The 23963-nt window shown below is 58.8% G+C and carries 17 protein-coding genes and 1 pseudogene; 13 read left to right on the top strand and 5 right to left on the bottom strand.

The features are described 5' to 3' along the window. Positions 1-8 precede the first annotated feature (8 nt). The 5 genes from WNZ15_RS00090 (at position 9) to WNZ15_RS00070 (ending at position 12545) form a co-directional block, all read left to right on the top strand. The gene (locus WNZ15_RS00090) at positions 9-359 is read left to right on the top strand and encodes a RidA family protein (RefSeq protein ID WP_342890887.1); all 351 of its coding nucleotides are present in this window, start codon (positions 9-11) and stop codon (positions 357-359) included. Positions 360-840: 481 nt separating this feature from the next. Beyond that, complete coding sequence (locus WNZ15_RS00085) at positions 841-1800, top strand: ABC transporter substrate binding protein (protein ID WP_342890886.1); 960 nt, start codon at positions 841-843, stop codon at positions 1798-1800. Between the two features lie 156 nt (positions 1801-1956). Then, a complete protein-coding gene (locus tag WNZ15_RS00080) occupies positions 1957-3762 on the top strand; it encodes a methyl-accepting chemotaxis protein (RefSeq protein WP_342890885.1) in 1806 nt (601 codons plus the stop codon). A gap of 543 nt (positions 3763-4305) precedes the next feature. Next, positions 4306-6636, top strand: a complete 2331-nt coding sequence (locus WNZ15_RS00075) for a hypothetical protein (protein ID WP_342890884.1) — start codon at positions 4306-4308, stop codon at positions 6634-6636. Positions 6637-6701: 65 nt separating this feature from the next. Then, positions 6702-12545, top strand: a complete 5844-nt coding sequence (locus WNZ15_RS00070) for an SIR2 family protein (protein ID WP_342890883.1) — start codon at positions 6702-6704, stop codon at positions 12543-12545. A 103-nt stretch (positions 12546-12648) separates the two neighbouring features. Here WNZ15_RS00070 and WNZ15_RS00065 read toward each other — a convergent pair whose 3' ends face one another. Beyond that, positions 12649-13299 (bottom strand): hypothetical protein, encoded by a 651-nt coding sequence (locus WNZ15_RS00065; protein ID WP_342891832.1) that lies wholly within the window; start codon positions 13297-13299, stop codon positions 12649-12651. Positions 13300-13572: 273 nt separating this feature from the next. Here WNZ15_RS00065 and WNZ15_RS00060 point away from each other — a divergent pair, with 273 nt between their 5' ends. Further along, positions 13573-14202, top strand: coding sequence for a LysE family translocator (locus WNZ15_RS00060; RefSeq protein WP_342891831.1), 630 nt, complete (start codon positions 13573-13575; stop codon positions 14200-14202). Positions 14203-14297: 95 nt separating this feature from the next. Here the strand turns inward: WNZ15_RS00060 and WNZ15_RS00055 are convergent, their stop codons facing one another. Both WNZ15_RS00055 and WNZ15_RS00050 read right to left on the bottom strand, forming a co-directional pair. Next, positions 14298-14570, bottom strand: coding sequence for a hypothetical protein (locus WNZ15_RS00055; RefSeq protein ID WP_006933467.1), 273 nt, complete (start codon positions 14568-14570; stop codon positions 14298-14300). Positions 14571-14760: 190 nt separating this feature from the next. Beyond that, a complete protein-coding gene (locus WNZ15_RS00050; RefSeq protein WP_342890882.1) occupies positions 14761-15171 on the bottom strand; it encodes a TIGR02301 family protein in 411 nt (136 codons plus the stop codon). A gap of 207 nt (positions 15172-15378) precedes the next feature. On the opposite strand from WNZ15_RS00050, the gene WNZ15_RS00045 reads away from it, so the two are divergent. From WNZ15_RS00045 to WNZ15_RS00025, 5 genes are all read left to right on the top strand, one after another. Continuing rightward, positions 15379-16101 (top strand): response regulator transcription factor, encoded by a 723-nt coding sequence (locus WNZ15_RS00045; RefSeq protein WP_342890881.1) that lies wholly within the window; start codon positions 15379-15381, stop codon positions 16099-16101. 8 nt (positions 16102-16109) lie between these two features. After that, the gene (locus WNZ15_RS00040; RefSeq protein WP_342890880.1) at positions 16110-17276 is read left to right on the top strand and encodes an FIST N-terminal domain-containing protein; all 1167 of its coding nucleotides are present in this window, start codon (positions 16110-16112) and stop codon (positions 17274-17276) included. Next, on the top strand, positions 17273-19531 hold the full coding sequence (locus WNZ15_RS00035) for an ATP-binding protein (RefSeq protein ID WP_342890879.1): 2259 nt from the start codon (positions 17273-17275) through the stop codon (positions 19529-19531). Before WNZ15_RS00040 ends, WNZ15_RS00035 begins: the two co-directional genes overlap by 4 nt. 120 nt (positions 19532-19651) lie before the next feature. Continuing rightward, positions 19652-20353, top strand: a complete 702-nt coding sequence (locus WNZ15_RS00030) for a hypothetical protein (RefSeq protein ID WP_342890878.1) — start codon at positions 19652-19654, stop codon at positions 20351-20353. Positions 20354-20403: 50 nt separating this feature from the next. Continuing rightward, positions 20404-20763, top strand: coding sequence for a hypothetical protein (locus WNZ15_RS00025; RefSeq protein ID WP_342890877.1), 360 nt, complete (start codon positions 20404-20406; stop codon positions 20761-20763). A gap of 80 nt (positions 20764-20843) precedes the next feature. Here the strand turns inward: WNZ15_RS00025 and WNZ15_RS00020 are convergent, their stop codons facing one another. Next, on the bottom strand, positions 20844-21704 hold the full coding sequence (locus tag WNZ15_RS00020) for a quinoprotein dehydrogenase-associated SoxYZ-like carrier (protein ID WP_342890876.1): 861 nt from the start codon (positions 21702-21704) through the stop codon (positions 20844-20846). 234 nt (positions 21705-21938) lie between these two features. Between WNZ15_RS00020 and WNZ15_RS00015 the strand changes: the two genes are divergently transcribed. Further along, the gene (locus tag WNZ15_RS00015) at positions 21939-22976 is read left to right on the top strand and encodes a quinoprotein relay system zinc metallohydrolase 2 (RefSeq protein ID WP_342890875.1); all 1038 of its coding nucleotides are present in this window, start codon (positions 21939-21941) and stop codon (positions 22974-22976) included. Between the two features lie 88 nt (positions 22977-23064). On the opposite strand, the gene WNZ15_RS00010 is transcribed toward WNZ15_RS00015, so the two are convergent. Then, a complete protein-coding gene (locus WNZ15_RS00010) occupies positions 23065-23664 on the bottom strand; it encodes a hypothetical protein (protein ID WP_342890874.1) in 600 nt (199 codons plus the stop codon). 189 nt (positions 23665-23853) lie between these two features. On the opposite strand from WNZ15_RS00010, the pseudogene WNZ15_RS00005 reads away from it, so the two are divergent. Beyond that, positions 23854-23963: pseudogene (locus WNZ15_RS00005) on the top strand (S-(hydroxymethyl)glutathione dehydrogenase); the annotation flags it as partial.

The raw sequence follows: 23963 nt of genomic DNA, 5'->3' as shown, positions 1-23963 counted from the left end.
AACGAAATATGTCCGATATCAAACGGCTCGACAGCGGTGCCCGCATGAGCCAGGCCGTCCTTCATGGCGGTCTTGTCTGGCTGGCCGGGCAGGTCGGCAATCCAGGTGACACCACCGCAGACCAGACCCGCACCATCCTGGAGCGTATCGAGGCGCTTCTTGAGCGGTCCGGCAGCAACAAGTCCCGCATCCTGCAGGCCACGATCTGGCTGGCCTCCATGAATGATTTCGCCGAGATGAATGCTGTCTGGGATGCCTGGGTCGATCCGGCCAACCCACCCGCGCGGGCCTGCGGCGAGAGCCGGCTGGCAACACCTGACTATACGGTCGAGATCATCATCGTCGCGGCGGCCGCCTGATCCGGCTCCCAGGCGGTCGCGAGATCGTCAAATGGCCATTAACTGGCCGTCACTTGACCGTCTCTTGAGCGGATGACCCGGACCTTGCGCTCCGGGTCATCCGCCCGGGGTGATGCCGGCAGACGCGTTTCCGGTACCTGGTGGTCCGTTGTTCTGCTCATTGCAAAAAAAATGACCGGGACACCCGAGTTGGCGACCACAAAAAGGTTGTATCGCCCGGATTTGTTATGGGTCCGTCATGAAGCCTCCATGAGGCTGGCTGGAGACAGATTGCGGAGTAAAAACATCAGAATCCTGCGGATATTGTTGTTTCTCGCAATGAAAATGGCAGCCAGATCGACGCGATAACTCATACGTATTTTTTACAATAAAAATTGGAGAATTTTGAAGTGCATTTTTTTTAATCGCTATTTTGACTATATCTTAAGAGCCGTCTGCATAAATTCTGGGCATCAACACGAAGAAATTGCGGAGAGGCATAATGAAAACCAGATATACTCGGAATTTGCTTGCAGCGTCAGCAATCATCGCGTGCGGTTCGGCGCAGGCAGGAGAAGTCCTGTTTGTCGATTCTTACCATGAAGGCTACGCTTGGAGCGATGGCATCGCTGCAGGCATCCAGGAAACACTTGACGGTTCCGGCCACAACCTGACCATTTTCCGGATGGATACCAAGCGCAACAAGGGCGACGACTTCAAGGTCGAGGCTTCCCAGAAAGCGTTTGATCTCATCCAGGAATCAAAGCCGGATGTCGTGATCGCCTGTGATGACAACGCAGCGAAATTCCTGATCGTCGAGCATCTGGACGGCACGGACATTCCGGTTGTGTTCTGTGGTCTGAACTGGGATGCGTCCGGCTATGGCTTCCCGACAGCCAATGTGACCGGCATGGTCGAAGTTGCGTCTGCCGATGAACTTGTCGGCATGCTCGCGCCGGGTGCGGCTGGAGACCGGGTTGGCTTCATCGGTGCCGAAACGGCGTCCGAGCACAAGAACTATGAGGCCATTGCCAGCAAGTTTGGTGACCAGATCAACTTCACTGCGGCCGATTACGTCAGCAACTTTGAAGACTTCAAGACGAAATTCGTCGAGCTTCAGGACCAGGTCGATATTCTGATCTTCTCCAATTATGCTGGTATCGAAGGCTGGGAAGACGGCGCTGCCGAGGAATTCATCCTGGCGAACACCAAGATCCCGACCGGTTCCATGCAGCCGTTCATGCAGAACTTCGTGACGCTGGTCTTCGGCAAGGTCGCCGAGGAACAGGGTGCCTGGTCGGCCAATGCAGCCATGGAAATCATGGGCGGCAAAGCGGTCAGCGACATTCCTGTCACGCACAACAAGGAAGGCCTGATCATCATCAACGGCAAGATCGCGGAAGCGTCCGGTGTCGAGCTTCAGGCGGAACTGGTCGAAATCGCGAATTCGATCGTCGAGTAGAAAACAACGGCGCAGTCCGACGGGCTGCGCCGTTTTCGCACGGAACAATACCGGGGTTTGGGGGTCTTGATCATGATTAGAACGCGCTTTCTTGTGCCTTGTCTGCTGTCCTTGATAGTGGCACTGGCCGCATTGGTCGGAGTGTCCTCTTGGGGCATGTCGGACAGCATCGGAACAATGGTGCGCTCGCAACTTCGCGAAACGGCTGTCCTGCTGAGCAGCTCGACCGGCGACTGGATCAAGGACCGAAGGATTGACGTCTCCTCCTGGAGCGAACGCGACACCTATGCCAAGGCCATGGCAGACTCCTTTGTCGCCAAGGCAAGCCGCAAACTCTCGGTCAAGCAACTCGATCAGATCGTCGCGACCTACGACCACCTGTCCGCCATGCAGCTTCTGAATGCTGAAGGCGAGGTCGTAGTCAGCACATCCGAGAATCTCGCCGGTGTGCCGGTGAACGCCATTGTCGCGACCCTGTCCGGCGGCGAACAGACACTTTACGAGGAAACCGGCGCCGAAGGCAGGAACTTCTACCTTGCGGCCCAACTGGTGGACAAGAAGGCCGAAGCTGTCGCGGGATATCTCGTTGCCGTCTTCGATCTGGATTTCCTGCGGACCTCCCGCTACGGGGTGGTCACGGTCGGTGATGCCGGCGGCGCGCAACTCACCACCGGCGTCGACAAGGTCGATACCCCCGTGACCTCCGCCATGGTGACGTTCTCGGACATGGAACGGGACGGCAAGACCTATGTTTCGGCGATCGCGCCGGTGCAGGGCGCTCCCTGGGCTGTCGAGACCTTTGTGCCATCGGCTGAATTGACCGGTCCGGCATTCGGCATCGCGGTTCAGATGATCATCATCGGACTTGTCGCGCTTGCCGCCATGGCGGTGATCATCGTCGTGCTCATGAATCGGATCACCACGCCGATCGGCAATCTCCAGAATGCCATCACCTCGATCGCCGAGGGCGAATTGGACACCACCGTGCCGGCCACCGGTCGCCGGGACGAGATCGGCTCCATTGCGACCTCTGTTGAATCCTTCCGTGTAGCCCTGATCCACCAGCGTGAAATGGAAGCCGAGCAATCGCATAACCAGCGCCAGCAGCTCGAGCGCCAGCAGAAGGTGGAAGATCTCATCAGTGAATTCCGGTCGACGTCCCAGGGGCTTGTGAGTTCGGTCGAGGAGACTGCCCAGGGTCTGGACAGCACGGCTCAGGACCTGATCCAGATCGCCAAGGACAGCGCGGGTCATGCCACGCAGACACTTACGGTTTCCGACGAGGCGACCAACAACGTCCAGACCGTTGCGTCCGCTGCCGAGGAGCTGTCCGCGTCCATCGGCGAGATTTCAAGACAGGTGTCCCAGACCACGGAAGTGGTCGAGCGTGCCACCAGCGGCACCCGCGTGACCAACGAGAAAGTGGAGAGCCTGGCATCCTCCGCGGCGAAGATCGGCGAGGTCATCACCCTCATCCAGGCGATCGCGGAACAGACCAACCTGCTTGCGCTGAATGCCACCATCGAGGCGGCCCGGGCAGGCGAAGCCGGCAAGGGCTTCGCGGTCGTGGCGGCGGAAGTCAAGGAACTGGCCACCCAGACATCCAAGGCGACCGAAGAGATCAGCACCCAGATCAATGCGATCCAGGGAGCAACCGAGGAATCGGTCCAGGCGATTGCCGAGATCACCGAAACGATGGAGCAGGTCAACAACTACACGGCCACCATCGCAGCCGCGGTTGAGCAGCAGGGCGCGGCCACCCAGGAAATCTCGCAGAACGTTCAACGTGCCGCCCAGGGAACCACCTCGGTTTCCTCCAACATGAGCGAGCTGTCCAGCTCGGTCGAGCACACCTCGAGTTCCGCCGACATGGTGCTCGAAGCCTCGTCCGCCCTGACGGAAAAGACCGAGACGCTGAAGGGCGAAGTCGAGCGTTTCCTCGGCGAGGTCGCCGCCGCCTGAGGCACCGGACCACCTTCACTACTCAATCGGATCAAGCGGGGCCTGGGCCCCGCTTTTTTCGTTTTGCGGGAGACAGGCCGAACACGGTTGCCACAGAAACCCTCAATCCCCGGCGACGAATTAGTGCAGCGTGCCGTCGGGACCGATGCCGAGGCTCCAGGCGCTATCCGACGTCACAGCGAAGTCTCTGGCAACAGGGTGCAGTCCGCCCTGTTGTCGGATTGCGGCTGAAACGGACTTTCCTCCCGGTTGGTTCAGCGGAGTGGCCGTCGAGTGGTGTTTTTTTGCAAGTGCAAGCAATTATTGCAAAAAATGGAAAGCAGGTATTCAGGAATTGAATTTTCAGGCCGAGTGCATAAGCGATTTCTCGAATAAAGTAATTGACTAAAAAATAATCTATATCATCATGAGTCTCGTTATGTTTATGAGATTAGTGATTTTCGGTATTTTAGTTCATCTGCTTTGCTTTTCAGAAGTCTTTGAATTCAAGTTTGTATTCGATGGTGAAGAGGTTCTTTCAGACGATTTTTTGGGAGTTTTCAAATGCCTGAAGATCAACCCACCCGTATTCTCGTTTTCGGCGACAGGGTAAGGGACGAGTATATTCTTCCTCTCGCCCGCCGGGGCGGGTACGGCGAAAACGAAGGCATCAACGAAGACTGGAAGAACCACGATCAGTGGATCCCTATGTCGCGCGACGGCGGCGTCCAGATGACGGCTGACATGCTCAGATGGTTTTTTGCCAAAGACGAGGTTGTCGTCGCAAAAATCAGGACCAGCACACCGGCACTGAAATCGCTTGCGCGGCTGGGCGACTGCAAGCTGTGCAAAGACACTGGCAGACCGGAGAGTTTCCGGACAGCCCAGGTCGCCAGCAAGAACGTACCGGAGGACCTTAAGCTCCGTGTCTCGGATTTTCAGGGATATCATGGCGTTGCCCGGGATGTCTCCCAATCGGAAATCTCGATTGAACTCGAACAACCACGTGAGCGACCGGACGCCATTGTCATCAACGACGCGGGTACGGATTTACGGCGATCCGCCTGCGAAGACCAGAATGCCTTTCTTGCCGCCATGAACGGTTTGCCGGAGAACAGCGGCACCGACGTGATCCTGAAAATGCACCTGCCCCTTGCCGAGGAACTGGCCTGGACGGCATTCAGGGACGCGGTGGGCAGTGCGAGGACGCGGGTGGTGATCGTGGGGGCCAGCGATCTCCGTCTCCACTACAGCGGCGAGACGACGCAAGCCGGCGCCCCGATCGCTCGCTGCCCCAGTTGGGACAGGGTCGTGGAGGACCTTCGTGCGGGCGTGGCTGCGAGGCATGGTCTGCTCAAGACACTCGTTGAGGGCTCGGACGCGCTGATCGTTTTGTTCGATGTGGAAGGGGCTGCCATTCTCGAAGGCACGTCGCCGGACGCACTGAAGATCACCCTTGTATTCGATCCGATGCGGGCGGAAGGCGAAATGGCGCATCTTCTCCCTGGCGACATGGTTGGCAAGATGAATTGCTTTCTGGCCAGCTTCACCAACACATATCTCCGACCGCCGGACGAAAAGCGCGAAACACTTCTTGCCGCAGCAGTAACCGATGCGATCATCGATGCGCGTCTTTATGCGGAGAGTTGTTTTACCGTCGAAACGGATTCGGAGGGGAAGCTGCAACCGGGCTATCCGGCCGTCCGGTCGCTCAGGCAAGACTATGAGGCCCAGTTGCAGGGCACGCCCGAAGGGCACGCTCTACCGGTCTATGTTCAACTTTCCCCCAAGTTGAGTGCCCCTTGCGACGAAACGGGAAATAAAACTTCAAGACCCCAACACCCTCCTGTGCAACTCCTCGCGGATGCGGTGGAAGAGACGCGCGCACCCGGTGAAAGCGAAAAAACTTTCGAACAATTGGCGCACAAGATCGTTAGCGAGGGCATTGAAAAAACCCTGAAAAATCTGCCGCACGGCCGCTTCGGTGACTTGTGGACGGTCGACAGGGAGGAAATCGAAGGCCTTCGGGCTGTGAACACGCTTATCCAGAGTTATCTGGACGATCAATCCGATTCCAAACCCCTGTCGATCGCGGTTTTTGGTCCGCCGGGTGCGGGCAAGTCCTTTGGTGTGAAGCAGCTTGTCGACAAAGACAAGACACCGGTTCTGGAATTCAACCTGTCACAGGTTGGGGAAGAGCAGCTTCCCGGGTTCTTTCACATGATCCGCGACTGTAATCTGGAGAACAAAACGCCGCTGTGTTTCTTTGACGAGTTCGATTCCAGAAATCTCTCTCTTTTGAAGAACTTCCTCGCGCCGATGCAGGACGGCCAGTTTCTCGAGGGCCAGACCTTGCGTCCCGTGGGGCGTGGCATTTTCGTGTTTGCGGGCGGGACCTGTGACACGCTCGACGAATTTGAGTTCGGGCTAGGCAACCAGCCGTTTCCTCAAGACACCAAGGGTCCCGAAGAAAAGTCCGGCCTCGAAGATTTCGAGGCGGCCAGAAAACTGGCAAAAGAGACCAAGAAGGCCGATTTCATTTCCAGGCTGCGCGGGTCCTACGACGTGAAGGGCCCCAATCCGCGCAACGAGCATGATCATGCCTATTTCCTGAGACGGGCGATCCTGTTGCGGCGTCTGCTCGAAAGGCATCTGGACGGCATCATTTCGCAAGTGGACAAACGCGCTTCGATCGAGCCGGAACTGCTCACTGCCCTGATCGGGGTCGACGCGTACCGGCACGGGTCCCGGTCCATGGAGCTCCTCGTGCGCGCATTGGCCCGCGGTCATGCCGGTGCCTCGGTGGGCCGCTCGGATCTTCCGATCGACGGCCAGATCGGCATGCTCGTGGATCTCGATTCCTGGCGAGAATTGTTGGCCGGGCCGGCTGGCTGATTCCGCGCAGACAGCAATTCTCCTGACGTACCCCAATTTCTTAGCGACGACGTGAGGCACACGCCATGTATACCCATCTTCACCCCGAACTGGATGATGTTCCCACGGCCAAGTCCGTTCTCCGCGACGGTCGCATAGGACTGTACCGTGCACTCAACATCGGCCGGCTGGTGGCGGTGACCGGCAGCGGCAGCACCATGACACACGGCCAGCCGTCCTGGGGGGAAATTCCCCATCTCTACAGTCTCAGCGTTCAGACGCAGATAGAGGAGAGCTTTGAGGAGCATCCGTCCCTCAACCCGGTTCAGTTCAAGGATGGAGAAACGGACGCGGAATATCGGCGCCTGATGTACGCCTATCGCACGGATCTGCGCGTGAAGATCGACCAGATTCTTCGGCAAATCCAGACGCTGTGCAACGAAGAGAGCGGTGTGCAGCATCGGGCTCACGAGAAGATCGCTGAATGCGAAGTGCCCTTGCTGAGGATACCGCCGGAATGCGAAATCGACGGCCTGATGCTTCTCAGCCTGTGCGATGCCTTGCTGAAGCGGCTTCCGGATCATCGGGAAAGCGGCGAAACCCGCCTGTTCCGAGCCCGGCACGATTTCGCGAAAAAATTCAGTGCATCCGAGGTCAATGTGATCGCATCGAAGATCGCTCGCGGAAGCAACGAAGCTATAAATTGCCAATCAATTCTGGTTCGTGATCAAGAGAAATACAACGAATTTATCGAAGAATTTGCCAAATTTAAATCTAACAAAGAAGATTCAGGCAAAGTTAAATATGAAAAAAATCCATTTGAAAAGATTGGAAGTTATTTAAAAATATTGATTGAACTCTACTTCAGTCGTGTCGATGACGTCGGGTGCGGTGGCGATGACAAGCGTAGTTTAAAAAAACTGATTTTAGAGAAGACCGATCACTTTGACGGATTTGGGCCCTGGCTCGAACCGCACATTCCTCACGAAAACAATCCTGCACAAGCCAAGGCGGCGCGGGACATGGTCAGCACGCTTCTGAACGACCTGCGTGTTTCCCGGATCGCGACACTGAACTACGACGTTGAAATCGAGCGGCGGATCCTGCGCGACCTGAGGCTGTCAGGGGAATCCGAAGCCACGGATTTCGAGGATCTGTGCGAACAGACCCGCACGGAACGGCCGCACAAGAAGCGCCTTCTGATCGAAAGCGGGGTCAAGAAAGGCGCGGTGTCGATCACGCTCAACTCCGACAACATCGGCGAGATCGTGAATTTCTCGTCCTATTCGAGGCGATACGAAAAGCAGGTCTTGCACCTCCACGGCCGGTTCGACGATCCGGAAAACCTGGTGCTGACGCCGGAAGACTACCTGCGCACCTATGCGCAGCGGGAGATTTCGCGGGAAAGCTTTCGTGAGGCGCAGCAGACGCTGTTCGAAGGAAACGACGTCCTCTTCGTCGGGATCGGCTTCAAGGAGGAGGAGGTCCGCCGGCCTCTGGCGCAGTTCTTCGCCAACGAGACCTATGTGCGCCACGACAGCCGCCGCGCGTTCCTGCTCCGCGAGACGAGCAGTTGCGAAAAGTGTTTCTATCGCGGTGGCGAATGTGCGGATTGTGACCGCAAAGACGAGGAGTTCGTCCTCAACGAGTATCAGAAGCTCAACGTCTACACGGTCCTTTACGGCGGCAAGAACTACCGGACGACCAAGTGCTGGCTGGTGTCTTGCCGTGATGTTTTGAAAGCACACATCGATAAACCGGAAGCAAAGCATAAAAAGAATCCGATGCTTCCTGTGAAATTCTGGGAAAAGATTTTAGCCGAGAAATTTTTTTCGAATAAAAATGAAAACACACGTCAAAAGCAGCTGATAACTAATGGCAACTGGGGGGCTTTCGCCACGGCCGCGCTTTTGCAGGACGCGAATGGATCGTCAGCGCAACTGCTGACGGAAGCGGAACTGACGCTTCTGGCCAATCTGGCGGAGGAGGAGCCTTTAGCGGCCCAACTGCCCGTCCTGAAGATGTTCTTCGACGAACTGATCTCGCGGGTCATGGCCCGTGGGGCCAACCTGGAACTCAAGCTGCTGAAAAAGGAATCCGGCGACTGGTGGGATGCGTGGGGCGAAATCCCGGTCGAACGGCGAGCACTCTATCATCTGGCCTCCAAGCGCATCAGCGGCCGACCGGGCTACCTGTGGGCGCGTCATTGTCCGGTCGCGATGGGGCGGATCGTGGAATTGGACAAAAAAGGCAAGGAACTGAAAGACCAGAGCGGCCATGAGCCGCTGGGACCCGACAACTGGAGGCCTCTCGAAGACGCCATCAAGAACGCAAAGGAACAGTTGAGCGCGCAAGGCTCTAGAGAAATCGAGCTATCGAACGGCAAGAAGTCCCGTACAGAGGTGCAAAGGCGTATCTTGAGGTTCGCCGGCCCGCGGGGGAGCGGCAAGGGAACGCTCATCAGATTGCTGATGCGCGACGAAAATCATGCGCGTCTCTTTCACAGGCACGAGCGGGACTATGCAGGTGCCTTCGTTGCGCATTTGTCGTTCTCCATGGAATTCGCGTCGGTTGCCAAGGCCGTGACACGATTTTTTGCGCGCCACGCCGCGGAACTCCAAGTAAAGCACCATGTCGACGGGGCGGACGAAGGTCTACGACAAACCAGAAAAGAACTGAAGAAATTCTACGACAACAAGCCCCTTACCGGAGCTTTGCGGTTGCAATTCGCCAATCTCTTGCAGGAATTCTCTCCGAAGGAAAGATACAAGCTGGGCCATATTCTGAAGCGGTACAAGGCGGCTGTAACAGGACGCGAAGAAAACGGCAATTCAGTCGAGGAGAGCGTCAAGGATGGTGATATCGACATAATCGCTTACCATCTCTTCATTGCGCGTCGAGAATCCGAACCTAGACTGGTCGAAGAGGCAAAGATCGCGTCGATTGAACAGTTGCAGCCGATCGTCGAACGCAAGCACCGGCTCGACATGATGCGCGAGATGATGGTCAAATACATGGAGCTTGCGCGTGCCCAGGGCGGCAAGCGTCTGTTCGTGTGCCTGGGCGGGCTCGACAAGCTGTGCGACCGGGACGGGGATGCCCACAATCCCATGCACAGGGCGATGTTCCGGATCCTGACGGGAACCCATGGCAATGAAGAGGTTGATCCACCGATGGATCTGGTTCTGATCGCGGGAAGACCTCAGACACCGATCTGTTTCCTGTCGGAGACCCATGACAACATCGATGAAGTTCCGCTGCATCGGCGCAAGCAATACGCGACCTACAGCCAGACCAGACAGGCCCTGAAAGTGTGGCCGCCTTTGGGCAAACCCCGCTGGCGGGACAGGATCATGATCGTGCCGGAATACGATGGCGAAAGTAAAGCCAGTGAAGAACAACGACGGAAAATCCCTCGAAAATTCCTGGCATGGGCCGAGCATCATGATGCCGCGTCGATGCATCCGCGGCAACATGACTACAGCCGCACGGACGGCATACACCGTTCGCTCTGGCACAGTGTCGGCCTGACGGTGCTGGTCTATTGCTGCTGGCGCGAGATCAAGAACGGCAACACGACGATGCCCAGGGACCTGACCTTCGACCACTTTGTTCGCAACCTTGAACGACATGAAAACCGTGACGGCGCCGTCGGCGTGATGAACTACGTTTTCGGCATCTACGGGCTGCTGAATCGGTCGATTGCGGATCTGGAAAACAAACTCGACGATCTAATCCTGCGTCACTTGGTGCTGTTTGGCCTGCCGGTGGAGCCGCCGGTGCTGCTCGCCTGTCCGATGATCTATCGCAGGCTTCTGAGGCACTACGCGCAAAGCCAATCGGAAGAATCAAATACGGATGAGCTTAAGTCCGGCGGCGACGTACGGGAGCCGAACGACGCCCATGACGAGGAAGACTACCGCCTTCGCGGCTGGATGCTGAATGAACTCAAGAAGTCCCTCGCCAGGTTGTGCCGTCGTGCGCTGGTTCTGGAGGTGCATTGCGCCTTTCCAGAGCCGGAAGGGGACAATGTCTCCGATGCAGACCCAGGCCAGATTTTCCTGCATCGGCGCTTTGGCATTCACGGGCAGATCCAGGAAATGGTCGGGCACCGGATGCAACTCGATGTTTCCGATGAGGGCGACCTGAACCATCATCAGATTTCACTGTTTTGCAGCCAGCCTCAGGATCTGCCGACACCCAGCGAGGCTCATTTCAGGATGCTCAAGGATATCCTGGACAATCTGCAGGAGGCAAACCGGAAATCGCTGCGCGTGGCCTACCGTCATTCCGAGGCTGGCATCCGTTTCCGCCGCCGCGAATGGGACCCGAAAAAGCCGAGAAACAATGACGAAGTCGACGCCCGCCAGGCGGTTCTTCATCTGTTCGAGCCGGTTGACGGTGGCGACCACCGGGCGCTTGCCGGTTCCCTGGGGCAGATCCATGCGATCCCGCAGCGACTGCGCGCCGGCTTCAGTCTCGTGCGCAGTGCCTTTTCCGTCGGTTCCCTGTCGCGCATGGAGAACGTCCGGCCCGAGAATGGGCATGAACCGCCGTTCGAGGTCTATCGCGGCTGGCTTCGCGGTCTGATGAATGCAGCCACCGGCTTGCGCATCAATCATAGCGAACTGACATGGCTGCTGAGCGAAACCGTGCTTGAGAAAAACATCGATGAGTACAAGGCAGACAAGGAGCTGATAAAGGAGCTTGTCGCCAAAATTAAAGACTTTGATATGACCCGCAGCGCGGACAATACGCCGAGCGAATTCGAGCAGGCGCTCGAAATTCTCGGGATGGCTGTCAATCCGGAAAAGTTGAAAAGGAACGATCCGACCGAAATCAAGGATCTGAAAGACGGTGCCGCGAATATCGCGCGGATCGTCAGCACAGCGCAGGGCAGCCCTACGACAGAAAATTCGTTTACGCAACGGCAGCGTTCGATTCACAAGACCCTGAGGCACCCGCTTTACCGGGACGAAATCGCCTGGCTGTTCAACGAACGGGCACTTACCAGTTTGATTCAGGGGCGCATCTATGACGCGATCCCCCTGTTCCGCAAGGCGCGGTTCATCATGAGCCACCGGCTGACGCCGACCTCGGACGACAAGGCCTATAACGCGGTCGAACGCCGCATCAACCTGAACCTTGCGATCGCGCAGATCGAGCGCGGCAATCTCACTCTTGCCAGATCCATTCTCGCGGACGTCGAGCGGTCGTCGGAAAGCCTGCCCAAGTCCACACCCAGCCGGCTGATGGGCTATATTACCGGTTACAAGGCCTTGTGCGAGCATCTCGGCGGAAGTTTCGAAGCCGCCAGGGAGGGCTATCGGAAGTCGCTTGATGAGTTTGAGAAACGCCGGGAACTGCGTGCGATCGGAATTTTCAAGCGCCACTTTGGCGACCTTCACCTGGCCAACGGTGACCTGGAGGAGGCGGAACGTGATATCAAGCTGGCCATGAATGCGGCCAGCCAGGCGCAGCAACGCGACATCTGGAATATGGCGCAATCGAGCTATGCGCGCCTGCTGATCGCGCAGGGCAAACTCCAGGAGGCCGGGAGCTATATCCGCCAGATCCGTGCTTATTCAGAAAACATGGGCCTCTACGGCTTGCGCGCGCAAACCTTGCAGATGGAAGCGATGCTGCTGATCAAAAGGGGCGAACTGGGCCCTGCTGCCGGATGCGCCGCACATGCGATTGCGCTGTCCTCACGCTATGGCATGCGCCTGCGCAAATTGTCCAGCCTGGTCATCTACGGAGAAATCCAGCTTTCCCGTGGGCAAAAGGAGGTCGGAATTCACGTTCTTCGAAATGCGAGGACCGAAGCCGAGAAACTGGGCTATCAGCTGAAAGCTGCGCAGGCGGCGGAAGTACTGTCGCGGCAGGACAAATCCCGGCCCCCTGTGGAGATGGAGAGACGGCTTCATTGAGGTCAGGTCAGGCCAGTCAGTGGACGCTAACGTACGGGCACAGGACTCGGCTCCACTAGCCGGAAAGATACAGGAGGGTGGCTCGGAAGAGCACCGCTCCACCTCAATCCCCGGCGACAAAATAATGCAGCGTGCCGTCCGGGCCGATGCCGAGGCGGTAGAAGGTCCAGGCGCCGAAATCCTGCATTTCGGCGAAGTCACCGGCGGTGATGATGCGGAACATCTCGACCTTCTGGTCCGGGGTCAGGCCCTGCAGCGGGTAGCGCGCGAAATAGGGCCAGATGAACATTTCCTGCGGCGTGCCCACGTCCACATGCAGGAAGCCCGCATCCAGCACGTCGGCGAGGATCGCAAGGATCTCATAGCCTTCGCCATCGCCCGAGCTCTGCCGGATGAAGTCGATCGGATCGCCGATTTCACCAAAGGACAGCGTCGGCGGCATCTCGTTGCTTTCCAGCACCATGCGCAGCCGGTTCAGGTCGCCGTTGACGGCAGCTTCCCGCAACTGGGCGTGCATGCGTGCCACCGCTTTGGGCAGCATGGCCGGGCTGTAAAGCACCTGGGGCAGGTCCTGCGGGGCCGCAACGGCTGTTTCATCGGCGCCCGGCACGTCAAGGTCTCCGGCCGCCGGCGCAGGGCTCTGTGTCTCCGGCGCGGGGATCACCGGGATCGTCTCGATCTCGATGGTCTTGGCCGTGGCCCCGGCAGGCAGCAGACACACGCTCACGAGCGCTGCGATCATTGTCCGATTCATCAAGACCGTCTCCTGCTTGGGCCAGACAACCTGCGGACCCGCGCCTGCGGTCCGAAATCAGGGTTCCCTGGCATCGGCGCCCCGTGCCGGGTCTTTCCTTAAACAATTCCTGCGAGGCTGAAAACAGCCTGCCGGACAATATCACGTCCTTGTCAGGTCCCCGAAGGGCCGTTATCGAGAGACACCCTCGCGTTTCAGGCAACAACAACAAGCTGGCGACTGCTGCCGGGCCGGTTTCAGCAGCTCCGGAAAAAAGGACCGATCGTGACATTTATGGAATATGTGCTGATCGGATATTTTGTCGGCATTCTGACCACCGCTCCCGTCGGGCCGGTGAACATCATGGCCATTCAGCACGCGGTACATGGCGGTTTCCGCCAGGGTGTCTACGTGGGCCTGGGCGCGGTCATCGCCGACACGATTTTCGCGGCCGCGGCCATCTTCGGTGTCTCGGCGGTCACCAGTTTCGTCGAAGGCCAGTTCGATCTCATCGAAGTCGTCGGCGGGGCGGTGCTGATCATCTTCGGCATCAGGATCTGGAACACCCATCCGCATCTGGACGATGACGGCAATGGCAGGGATCGCGGCTTTATCGGTGATGCCGCGGCGGCCTTTTTCATGGCGATCACCAATCCCGGTGCGGTGCTGGCGTTCATCGCCATCTTCGGAGCGCTGGGAGACTTCATGCCGGCCCATGGCGACCATCTGGGCGCACTGGTGATGGTGGCCGGGGTCACCGGCGGCGCGACGAGCTGGTGGGTGATGGTCTGTGCGACGGTCTCGCATTTCAGGGGCAGGATCGACGATCACTGGCTGGACCGGGCCAACCACATCGCAGGCGTCCTGCTGGTTGCCTTCGGGGGGCTGATCTATCTGAAACTCGCCCTCGACCTGATCCTTTAAGAACGGCGCGTCGGGCGGCACGTGTGTCGGCCGCATCCAGGGCGCGCAACAAAAAAGGCCGGAACCCGGCCTTCTCGGCATCATCGGAAAAGCGGTTACTGCAGGACGCGGTTGACGGTGTAGTCACCCTGAAGAATACGGTCCGGCAGGCCTTCGGCCAGTTTGGCCACCGCGTCCTCGCCGTAGGCGGCCACGAGATCCGCGAGCGCCGTGAACATGGCCGCATGGGCCACCGCGTCGGCGTCGACACCGTTTGCGATCGCTTCCGCCCAGGCATCGGAGATGAAACCGAGTGCTGCGCGCCGGATGTCCTCGTCTTCGGCAAATTCCGCTTCCATTGCCGCATCAGCGTAGTCGTCGTTTATCATTCGTTTCCTTACCGGTCCTTCCCGAACATCGCGAAGCAACTCCAGCGTGTTCCTGCCCCGAATCTTGTGGTTTGATCCTAACACGGCGAACCGTGCTGATAAGCAACCGTGAACGCAAACTTAACGTCCACCCACAAATTTGATTCAAAAGGTTAACCAACTCGTAACGATTGGAAGATTTCCGTAGCGTCTACCGGCCGTACCGGCTGGTGACGTCGCCGATGATGGTCTCGCCTTCACTCATATACTGTCCCATTGCGAGACGGGCAGCGTCGGTGCATGTGCGATAAGCGACTGAAAATCCACGGTAACCCTGATTGAACCTCTCGATAAAACGGCGGCGCCGGTTTTCGTCGAGAGTTTCCGCGTCCAGAAAGTCTTCCATCTGGTCGCGCCAGCTCGGACTGTCGCTCTCTTCGCAGAGAGGCCGCAGGAAATGCAGCGCCCCGAAGATTTCCGACAGGCGCATGAGCTGCTGTTCGAAAGGCGGTTCGTCCGCCGTGACCTGCTGCGCGGATACAACCTGCACCGGACACACCAGCAGCGTGGCCGCGACCAGGGTCACCGGAAAACAGCGGAAGTGCGATCGGCTTCTTGTCATGGGCGGATCATGCTGAACGGCTGGCGCCATCGCAAGCGTCCTCGTGAGGTGATCCCAAGAAATGCGGCTTGCCGGTCTGCGGCCCGGCGCTGGCGGGCCGAAAGGGGCACCCACGACAGCTCCAAAACAGGTCCATTGGTCGACCTGTCCTTGCGTCGCCGTCAAAAGGACGGCTATCCTCTCGAGCAGACTGGGAGGAACGGTCTCATGAACAAGAAATGCGGAACGCCGGAGGGCGTCCAGATCCGTTCGATTCTCGTGATCGACGATCACCCGCTTTATTGCGACGCGCTGGCGTCGACACTGGAAAGGTTGTTTGATTCAAGGTCGGTAAAAAAGGCGACATCGCTTCAGGACGGCCTGCGACAGATGAGTTCGCGCGTGCGGCTCGATCTGGTCATGCTCGATCTGAAACTGCCCGACGCCACCGGTATCAGCGGCTTCATCAAGGTGAAGAACAGGTTGCCGGATGTACCGGTCTTGGTGATTTCGGCTGAATCATCCGATGACTCCGTCGGTGCGCTGATGTCGGCCGGCGCCGCCGGTTTCATCCCGAAGGACGCGTCCGTGCAGGTGCTGCAGAAGGCGCTGCTGGAAGTGCGCGAGGGGCGCCGGTTCTTTCCGCCCGGGTTCACGCCGAGCCCGAAATCCCGCAAATCGGATCTTTCGACCCGGCAGATCGCCAGCAAGATCGCCGATCTCACGCCGCAGCAGAGCCGGATCATGAAGCTGATCTGCGCCGGCAAGCCGAACAAGCAGATCGCCTATGAACTGTCCCTGGCCGAAGCGACGGTGAAAGCCCACATCACCGCCCTGCTGCGGCGCCTTGGCGTAAGCAACCGGACGCAGGCCGCGATGATGGTCAACAGCATCAGCCTTGGAGCGGAGCCTCAGATTTCGGATGCTGACGCCCGGGCCATGTTGAGCTGAGGCTCTTGATGTCCCCGGCAGACACCTTGTGCGACAAACCGACGACGGTCGAAATCGGAGTGTCGCACGCACGCGGCGAGGAAGAGGCCGTTCGGGAGGCGACCGCCGGGTTCAAGCCCGGGGGAACCTGCTTCGTTCTCTTCTTCATGCCGGACCATCTCGATCCTGAAAAGGTCGCGGCGCAACTGTCTGGGCGGATGCCTTCGGCGGCCGTGTTCGGCTGTTCGACAGCGGGTCAGATCACGTCGGTGGGCTATGAGAACGATGCCCTGCTCGTGATTGCCTTTCCAAGGCGGCATTTCCGGTGTTCGTCCACGCTCATCAAGCCACTCAAACCCGGCTCCATCGAACGCACGGCCAACCAGGCGCAGGTCCTTGCGGAAAGGTTCTCGCGCACCGGCAACTGGAAGACGGTGGCCTTCGTCATCGCCGACGGCATGTCCAAGCAGGAGGACCTGCTGGTGGCCGCGCTGAACGCCGGCTTGCGGGACATTCCCGTTTTCGGCGGCTCGGCCGGCAACGGCCTCGCCTTCAACGAAACCTATGTTCTTCATGGCGGGGTGGCGCATCAGAACGCGGCGCTTCTTCTGCTGATCGAAACCGACCTGTCCTTCGGCGGTGTCGGCTTCGACCATTTCCGGCCCACAGACCGGCAGATGGTCGTCACCGGGGCCGTTCCCGAAGAACGGCTCGTCATGGAAATCAACGGCGTTCCCGCCGCCCGCGAATATGCACGCTATGTGAATTGCGCGGTCGAAGACCTGTCACCCAGGGTGTTTGCCGAAAACCCGGTTCTGGTGCGAAGCGGCAAAAGCTGGCATGTGAGAGCCATTCAGCAGGTCGCGGACAATGACGGGCTGTGGTTTCTGTCCGCCATTGACGACGGTCTTGTGCTGACACTCGGCCAGGGAACCGAAATTCTGAACACGCTCGAGCAGGGGCTGGAGCAGTGCCGGGGCGAGCATGGCGACCCGGACTTCATCATCGGTTTCGACTGTTACCTCCGCCGGCTCGAGATCGAACAGAACGAACTGGTCGAAGACGCCTCCAGGGTGCTCACTCGCAACCGCGTCTTCGGCTTCAACACCTATGGAGAGCAGCATCTGGGCGTACATGTGAACCAGACATTCGTCGGTGTGGCTTTCTATCCGCCCGAGGACGGCGTGCTTTATTGATAGATGCCGATCAGCCGCTGGAAGTCCAGCTCGAACGCCAGGCGCGGATCATCAACGCGCTCGTCCGGCGGGCAGCCAGGGAAAACGATGTCGGGGGCTCCGCCTACTCCCTGTTCCAGTCGGCGATCGCCCTCCAGGGGGAAGTGTGGGAAAAGACCAGGCATCTGGAACAGGTGCTCGACACGCTGGGCCAAGCCAGCAACCAGCTCAGGATTTCCGAATTCGCCCGGGAGCAGACCGAACGCAATCTTGTGGATGCGCTCGATGCGATGGAAGGCGGTTTCGCGCTGTTCACCGAAGGCAGGCTGGAAATCTGCAACACCCAGTTCAAGAACATGGTGCCGGAAATTTCGGAGGCAATCGTGGCCGGTCTCGGCATTGATGAGTATTTCAATGCCTTGAACAGCAGCGCCGGGGTCATATCCAGCGGTGTGCCGGCCGCCGCGCCGAATGAGGCAAGCGGCGCGCTCAAGCGCAATTCCTCCAGGTATCCGTCCGTTTTCGGATTGAAGAACGACCGCTGGTTTCAGATCACCCAGAAATCCGCCTCCGCCAGCAAGACGGTTCTGCTGTCGACGGAAATCACCAGCATCGTTCTGCAGAACCGCATTGAAAAAGATCGTCTGATCGACGAGCAGGCGGATTTTCTCAAGGCTGCCTTCGAGCATATCTCACAAGGTGTTTGCACCTTCTCGCCGGCCGGATCCCTGACCCTGAGAAACGAGAGGTTTCGAAAGCTGTTGCGCCTTCCGGTCCCGCTGGTGCGCAAGGGAACGGCGCTCAGCCAGATCCTGGAATTCTTTGCCCGCCATGAACTTCCGGCCGAGACCGGGCCGGAGACCGAGAAGGAGTTTCTGGCTGCTGTCGAGCCGGACTGCGAGGGCATCGAGAGAAAGGTCCGGCTGGCGTCGGGTGACATCCTGAACATCAGCATTCATCGCCTGCCGGACAACGGCCTGATCATGAATGTCATGGATTTCACGGCCGAGGCCCAGACGACCGATCTTCTGGAAAGGCGTGTCCGGGAACGGACGATCGAGCTCACGGAAGCCAACAAGCGTCTGCGGTGCCAGAACGAGGAGCAGATCCGGATCGACGAGCAGCTGCGGCAGGCCAAGGAGCGCGCGGAAGACGCGGTTTCGTCGAAAACAAAATTCTTCGCGGCCGCCAGTCACGACCTGCTGCAGCCAGTCAATGCCGCCAAGCTGCTGATTTCGACCATGAGCGACAGCACCCGGAACCAGCCCATTGCGGACACGGTCTCGCGCCTCGAAAAGTCGTTCAAGTCGATCGAATCCCTGCTTCACGCCCTGCTGGACATTTCACGGCTGGACTCCACGGGCACGGAATTGACGCTCAGCACCTTCAATGTGGGGGAACTTCTGAATTCGGTTGAACGCGATTGCAGGCAACTGGCGGAGGAAAAGGGCCTCCGGCTGGATGTCGTTCCGTGCAGCCTCTGGGTGAAGAGCGACCAGCGCTATCTTCTCAGGTCGATCCAGAACCTGATCGTGAACGGGATCCAGTATACCGAGGACGGCAGGGTGCTGGCGGGCTGCCGGCGCCGTGGACCGACCCTGGTCATCGAGGTCTGGGACACGGGCATCGGCATTGCCAAGAAAGACCAGAAACGAGTTTTCACCGAATTTACCAGAGCGTCCACCGATGGTGCCGGCTTCGGCATGGGGCTGGGCCTGTCGATTGTGGAGCGTGCCTGCAGACGGCTCGGTCATACGGTGTCGGTGCGCTCGAAACCCGGTGTCGGGTCGGTCTTCTCAATCACCGTGCCGGTCGTCGAAGCTCAGGAGGAAAGCGACAGCCGGGAGAATGCGGATCTGGTGGTTCCGTCCAGCGACATGGATGTGATCGTCCTGATCGTGGAAAACAATCCGGATGTTCTGTTCGCGACTGCGCAGAAGATCGAGGCCTGGGGCGGGAGCATACTGACCGCCGCATCGACGGAAGAGGCTCTGGACCTGGTGCGGGAGCTCGGGATGCCGCCGGATATCATTCTTGCGGACTATCAGCTCGATGGCGAGGACACCGGCGTGAAAACCATCCTGGAAGTGAGGCGGGAGACCATGAGCGATGTTCCGGCGATCATGATAACCGCGAACCGGGAAGAGAGCCTCGTGAAGGAAAGCCGCACGCACCAGTTCACGATCCTCACCAAGCCCGTCGAGCTGTCCCGGTTACGCCCCCTGATCGACTGGAAGACACGCCGCTTCACGTCGATCGACGGCGAGGACGGCTGACGCCTGTTCCCGGGGCCGGCGGGAATGCAGACATAAGTCTGTGCTGACAGGAAGCATGGTCGGCTTAGGCTAGGGGTTCGTGATAGTTGCAAAGTCGTTGAAAGCGGGAGGCGAAACAACATGCTGCCATCTGCCATGATGCCAAGGAGCATCATTTCATTTGTCCTGGCGGGACTGGTTGTCTGGCTGGGGGCCTCTGCGGGGCAGGCGGCGGATACCTATGCGCTCCTATTCAAGGAAGGCACCCTGGACGCGGTGCCCAGAACCGCGTCGCTCGACTACCGGAGAAGCGTTTCGGCACCCGAGGACCGGTCTCTCGAAACAAGAAGCAACGGCACCATAAAGCTGACATTCACGCCCGGCGACATGGTTGATCTGAATTTCGAAACCGACAGCAAGGCCAGACGGGTCGGGACCTTTCCAGCCAACGTCGGCAATCCGCTGATCATGTATTTTCTTGAATCCGTGGTGAAGGACCTGGCGAGCTTTGCCGGTGGAAGCCCGTACTACATCCGCAACCGGATCAAGGCTGCGCTCCTGCAGGACAGGCCTGTTCGGGAGCGTCAGATCGCCCTGGAGGGGCGCGACGTGGCCTCCCGGTCGATCGTCCTTTATCCGTTCAAGGATGATCCCGCCAGCGACAGGATGCGCGGCGTCGAGACGCTTGCCCTGACGGTCACGGTCTCCGAGGACGTGCCAGGTTGGTATTATGCGCTGAAGGCGGAGACGACGACAGACCGGGGGCAACGCTCGGAGCTGCCCGACACGCTGCCCGCCTATTCCAGTTCGATCGTGTTTCTCAAGCAGGGAGAGACAAAGTGAGGCAAGGCGGACGTATGCGGTCAGACCTGCGCGCCAGCATGACTGTTGCCATGCTTGTTGCAGCCGCGGGTCTTCTGGGGGGGACGATTTCCGGCGGTGAAAGCGCGCGGGCACAGGGCACCATACAGGCACAGTTGAACGACTACCCGACGGCGGCCAGGGCCGAATATGTGTTTGCCTGCATGGCTTCCAACGGCCAGTCGAGCGATGTTCTGCGCCGGTGTTCGTGTTCAATCGACACGATCGCGTCGATCATTCCCTATGAGAAATACGTCGAGGCGGAAACCGTGCTCTCGATGCAGCTTGTCGGCGGAGAACGCATGTCGCTGTTCAGGACGGCGGCCAGCGCCAAAATGCTTGTCGCCGATCTCCGCCGGGCCCAGGCCGAAGCCGACATTCTTTGTTTTTGAAGCAGGGGCCGGCTTCGTTTTTGAAACAGGGGCGGCTTTGTTCTTGAAACAGGGGCCGGGCCCCGCGTTTTGAAAACGCCCTAGCTTTCCTTGTTCTTGCCGAAGACCTCTTCCCAGACGTTGCCTTCCGTATCTTCCGCATGGACGCTCAGGGTTTCGGTGCCATTGTCGTTATAAGTGAAACGAATGACCGGGTTCTCGGACAGGGAAATGCCGCCTTCCAGCGTGAACAGGACATCGTCGCCCTGTTTGACTTCGATGAAGTTGATGAAATGAGCGGAAATGAAAAGCTGCGTGATCTGGTCTCTCTGCAAGCCCGAATAATTCGGATGCCGGATCATGATCTGGGCCTCGCGGCGATTGCTCGTGTCCGCGGCCGGCGGTGCGAAATGTTTCGCCCGGATCAGTCCCATCTGCGAGAGCGCGAGTTCAGGCGATTTCGTTGCCGGGGCGGAGCAGCCCCCCGACGCCTTCACATAGCGCCCGGCCATGACCGGCCCGGCCTGTGTTTCAGCGACCACACGAACGTTGGAATACTGATTGACCCGAACCCTGATCTCCATGTCGAGGGGATGCATGGCTTCACCGAAGGTCATTTCCGCCGCCACGGGAGCGGGGTTTTCGTCGATGATCAGGAGTGCCCGTGTCACGGACGGAGAATTGGGCGAAGGCTGCTTCAGTCCAATGGGCACAGTGGCGGCGTCATGGGCACGATAGGGGGCGTCGAGATCTATGGTGCCGGTGTCCGGTTCCGGGACTGACAGTCCGACAATGTCCTCGCGCAGATCGTTCCAGCTGCCTTCTGACCGCAACGGATTTTCGAGCCTGTCCTGCTCCGCGCCGGTTGCGGCCGAGGACAGGGCAAGAACGGCGCATGATACCGCGATCGGGACAGCCAGTAGCGGCCTCCTCAGACAGCCAACCGTTTTCCGAAACTCCATGATACGTCCTCCCACCATGCCGCTTGTTGAAACCATGCGGGAACCCGGCTGAGGCAAACGGAGGTGCTTCGGCGAAGTTCAGCCTGTTGCAGCGCAAGATCTCGTCAGTGTAACACGAATGGTCCTGCGCCGAAATCAAGCCTTTGGGATGTATTGTTCAACCTTCTTCGTGCTGTGACGCTGGGTTGGTTCCGCCGGAGAACTCCGGAGATGTTGAGCGGGGTCACGAAACGCATGTTTGAGATCATCGTCAGTCTGTGTCTGCTTGGCGACCCCGGCATCTGCCGGACACAGTTGCTGGCCGGACTTGAAACGGTTTCCGAAGAAGAGTGCGTTGCCGTTCTGCAGAACCTGGATCCGGGCTCCCGCCTCAATCCGGCAACGGACTATTCGATCGGAAAACCGGCCTGCCGGGAAATGCCGGACGGGATCGCCCTGGAGGAAGTGGCGCAGGGCGTTTTTGTCCATACGGGAGAGATTTCGGAACCCGATCCCGGAAATCTGGGCGATATCGCGAACCTGGGGGTTGTCGTCGGCGACACCTCCATCGCCGTCATCGATGCGGGGGGCGCCCGCGCGGTTGGGGAGGACCTGTATCGGGCCATCCGGAAAATCAGTGCGTTGCCGGTCGGTCATCTTGTGCTGACACACGTCCACCCCGATCACGTCTTCGGCGCGTCTGTCTTTGCCGAAGCCGGGGCCAGAATCGTTGGGCACCCCAATCTGGCCCGCGCCCTCAGGGACCGGGAACAGTCCTATCTTGAGAGCTTTCGCGCGGAAATCGGTGCGTCCGGATTTCTGGGAACGCGCGTGGATTTTGAGGTTCTGCCACCGTCAGGGATTGACCTGGGCGGCCGCTCCCTGGAACTCAGGTCCTGGCCGATGGCGCACTCGACTTCGGACCTGACGGTACTGGATGTTCAGACCGGGACCCTGTTCACCGGGGACCTGGTCTTTCATCGTCATGTTCCCGTTCTGGACGGGTCCCTGAAGGGCTGGTTGAGCGTTCTGGATGAGCTAGAAACGCTGGAAGCGGTGCGGATCGTTCCGGGCCATGGCAGTCCGTCCCTGCGGGTGGAGGAAGGTCTGGCGCCGGTTCGGGAGTATTTGCGGGTTCTCCAGGACCAGACACGTCAATCGCTCGACGCCGGCAGCCGCATGAGCGATGCCGTGACCGGGATCGCGCAGGACCAGCGACCCCGCTGGGAGCTTTTCGACGCCTTCAATATCAGGAATGCCACGGTCGCCTTCACCGAACTGGAATGGGACTGACCAATGAGACTGACCGGTGGGCATGACCGATGGAAATGACTGGCAGGCGCCCCCCGGGGACATTCAGGGGCGCGGATCAGCCGATGCCCTAATCGGCATGCTTGAGAAGAATTTGCGCCAGGGCGTAAAGGCGTTTTTCGATGAGCACCGGTGTTTCACAGACGTAGGTCAGTGATTTGCTCCGGTCGCGGAAGATACGTTCGTCCCAGTCCAGCTGCTCTTCCAATGCATCGATCCTGTCGAAGTCAGGCGTCTCGGAATTTTCCAGCGCGCGCATTTCGGAGCGGACCCTGTCGATCTTGTCCGACAGGGCGATCTGTTTCAGGGAATAGTCCTCGATCCCCCTGATGATCCGCAGGCGGATGCCGCCGAGGGCGTCGAACACGCGCGCAAAGATGGCGGCCATCTGCACGGGATCCGGGTTTTCGTCCCCCGACGCGAACGCCTGCACGGCCGCGCCGGCTTCCTCGAGCGTTATCCGCCGCTGCGCCAGAAGTGCGGCAAGTTCGGCTGCCTGCGGTGGCAGAACAACCTCTGGGAGACCGGCCGGTCCGTCGGGCAGAGGGGCGGTCCATAAAATCGCAAGAGACAGGGTTTCGACCTTGCGTTGCTGACAGGGCCATGTCGGGTCGTCAAAGGAAGCAGCTTGAACGTATTCAACGCAGCAGAGGCCGAGAAGGACGTTCATAAACAGTATTTTAGAAATAGATTTGATCGGATTCATTCTATTCGGCTCCCTTGTTCCAATGTTAGCGAAACGACCAATTTTGTCCATGCAAAGAAATGCACACTAAGGTCGCAATTGCTTGGTCAAGACCCCCGCCTATAGTCAATCTCAAGGTTGGAAATGCCTGATTTTGATAGAGCGGAGACGTAGATGAAAGTTCGTGCAGCGGTTGCAGTTGCCTCAGGAAAACCTCTCGAAGTCACCACCGTGAACCTTGAAGGTCCGCGCGCGTTCGAGGTGCTGGTCGAGATCAAGGCGAC

It is taken from the genome of Roseibium sp. AS2 (genome assembly GCF_038900065.1).
Lineage (GTDB): Bacteria > Pseudomonadota > Alphaproteobacteria > Rhizobiales > Stappiaceae > Roseibium.
The sequence above is the reverse complement of the archived record's forward strand: the minus strand, read 5'-3'. Positions and strand labels throughout refer to the sequence as shown.

Excerpts from the sequence above, each read along its gene's own strand:
- WNZ15_RS00090 (WP_342890887.1), top strand. The coding sequence starts at position 9 with ATGTCCGATATCAAACGGCTCGACAGCGGTGCCCGCATGAGCCAGGCC.
- WNZ15_RS00085 (WP_342890886.1), top strand. The coding sequence starts at position 841 with ATGAAAACCAGATATACTCGGAATTTGCTTGCAGCGTCAGCAATCATC.
- WNZ15_RS00080 (WP_342890885.1), top strand. The coding sequence starts at position 1,957 with ATGTCGGACAGCATCGGAACAATGGTGCGCTCGCAACTTCGCGAAACG.
- WNZ15_RS00075 (WP_342890884.1), top strand. The coding sequence starts at position 4,306 with ATGCCTGAAGATCAACCCACCCGTATTCTCGTTTTCGGCGACAGGGTA.
- WNZ15_RS00070 (WP_342890883.1), top strand. The coding sequence starts at position 6,702 with ATGTATACCCATCTTCACCCCGAACTGGATGATGTTCCCACGGCCAAG.
- WNZ15_RS00065 (WP_342891832.1), bottom strand. The coding sequence starts at position 13,299 with ATGAATCGGACAATGATCGCAGCGCTCGTGAGCGTGTGTCTGCTGCCT.
- WNZ15_RS00060 (WP_342891831.1), top strand. The coding sequence starts at position 13,573 with ATGGAATATGTGCTGATCGGATATTTTGTCGGCATTCTGACCACCGCT.
- WNZ15_RS00055 (WP_006933467.1), bottom strand. The coding sequence starts at position 14,570 with ATGATAAACGACGACTACGCTGATGCGGCAATGGAAGCGGAATTTGCC.
- WNZ15_RS00050 (WP_342890882.1), bottom strand. The coding sequence starts at position 15,171 with ATGACAAGAAGCCGATCGCACTTCCGCTGTTTTCCGGTGACCCTGGTC.
- WNZ15_RS00045 (WP_342890881.1), top strand. The coding sequence starts at position 15,379 with ATGAACAAGAAATGCGGAACGCCGGAGGGCGTCCAGATCCGTTCGATT.
- WNZ15_RS00040 (WP_342890880.1), top strand. The coding sequence starts at position 16,110 with ATGTCCCCGGCAGACACCTTGTGCGACAAACCGACGACGGTCGAAATC.
- WNZ15_RS00030 (WP_342890878.1), top strand. The coding sequence starts at position 19,652 with ATGCTGCCATCTGCCATGATGCCAAGGAGCATCATTTCATTTGTCCTG.
- WNZ15_RS00025 (WP_342890877.1), top strand. The coding sequence starts at position 20,404 with ATGCTTGTTGCAGCCGCGGGTCTTCTGGGGGGGACGATTTCCGGCGGT.
- WNZ15_RS00020 (WP_342890876.1), bottom strand. The coding sequence starts at position 21,704 with ATGGAGTTTCGGAAAACGGTTGGCTGTCTGAGGAGGCCGCTACTGGCT.
- WNZ15_RS00015 (WP_342890875.1), top strand. The coding sequence starts at position 21,939 with ATGTTTGAGATCATCGTCAGTCTGTGTCTGCTTGGCGACCCCGGCATC.
- WNZ15_RS00010 (WP_342890874.1), bottom strand. The coding sequence starts at position 23,664 with ATGAACGTCCTTCTCGGCCTCTGCTGCGTTGAATACGTTCAAGCTGCT.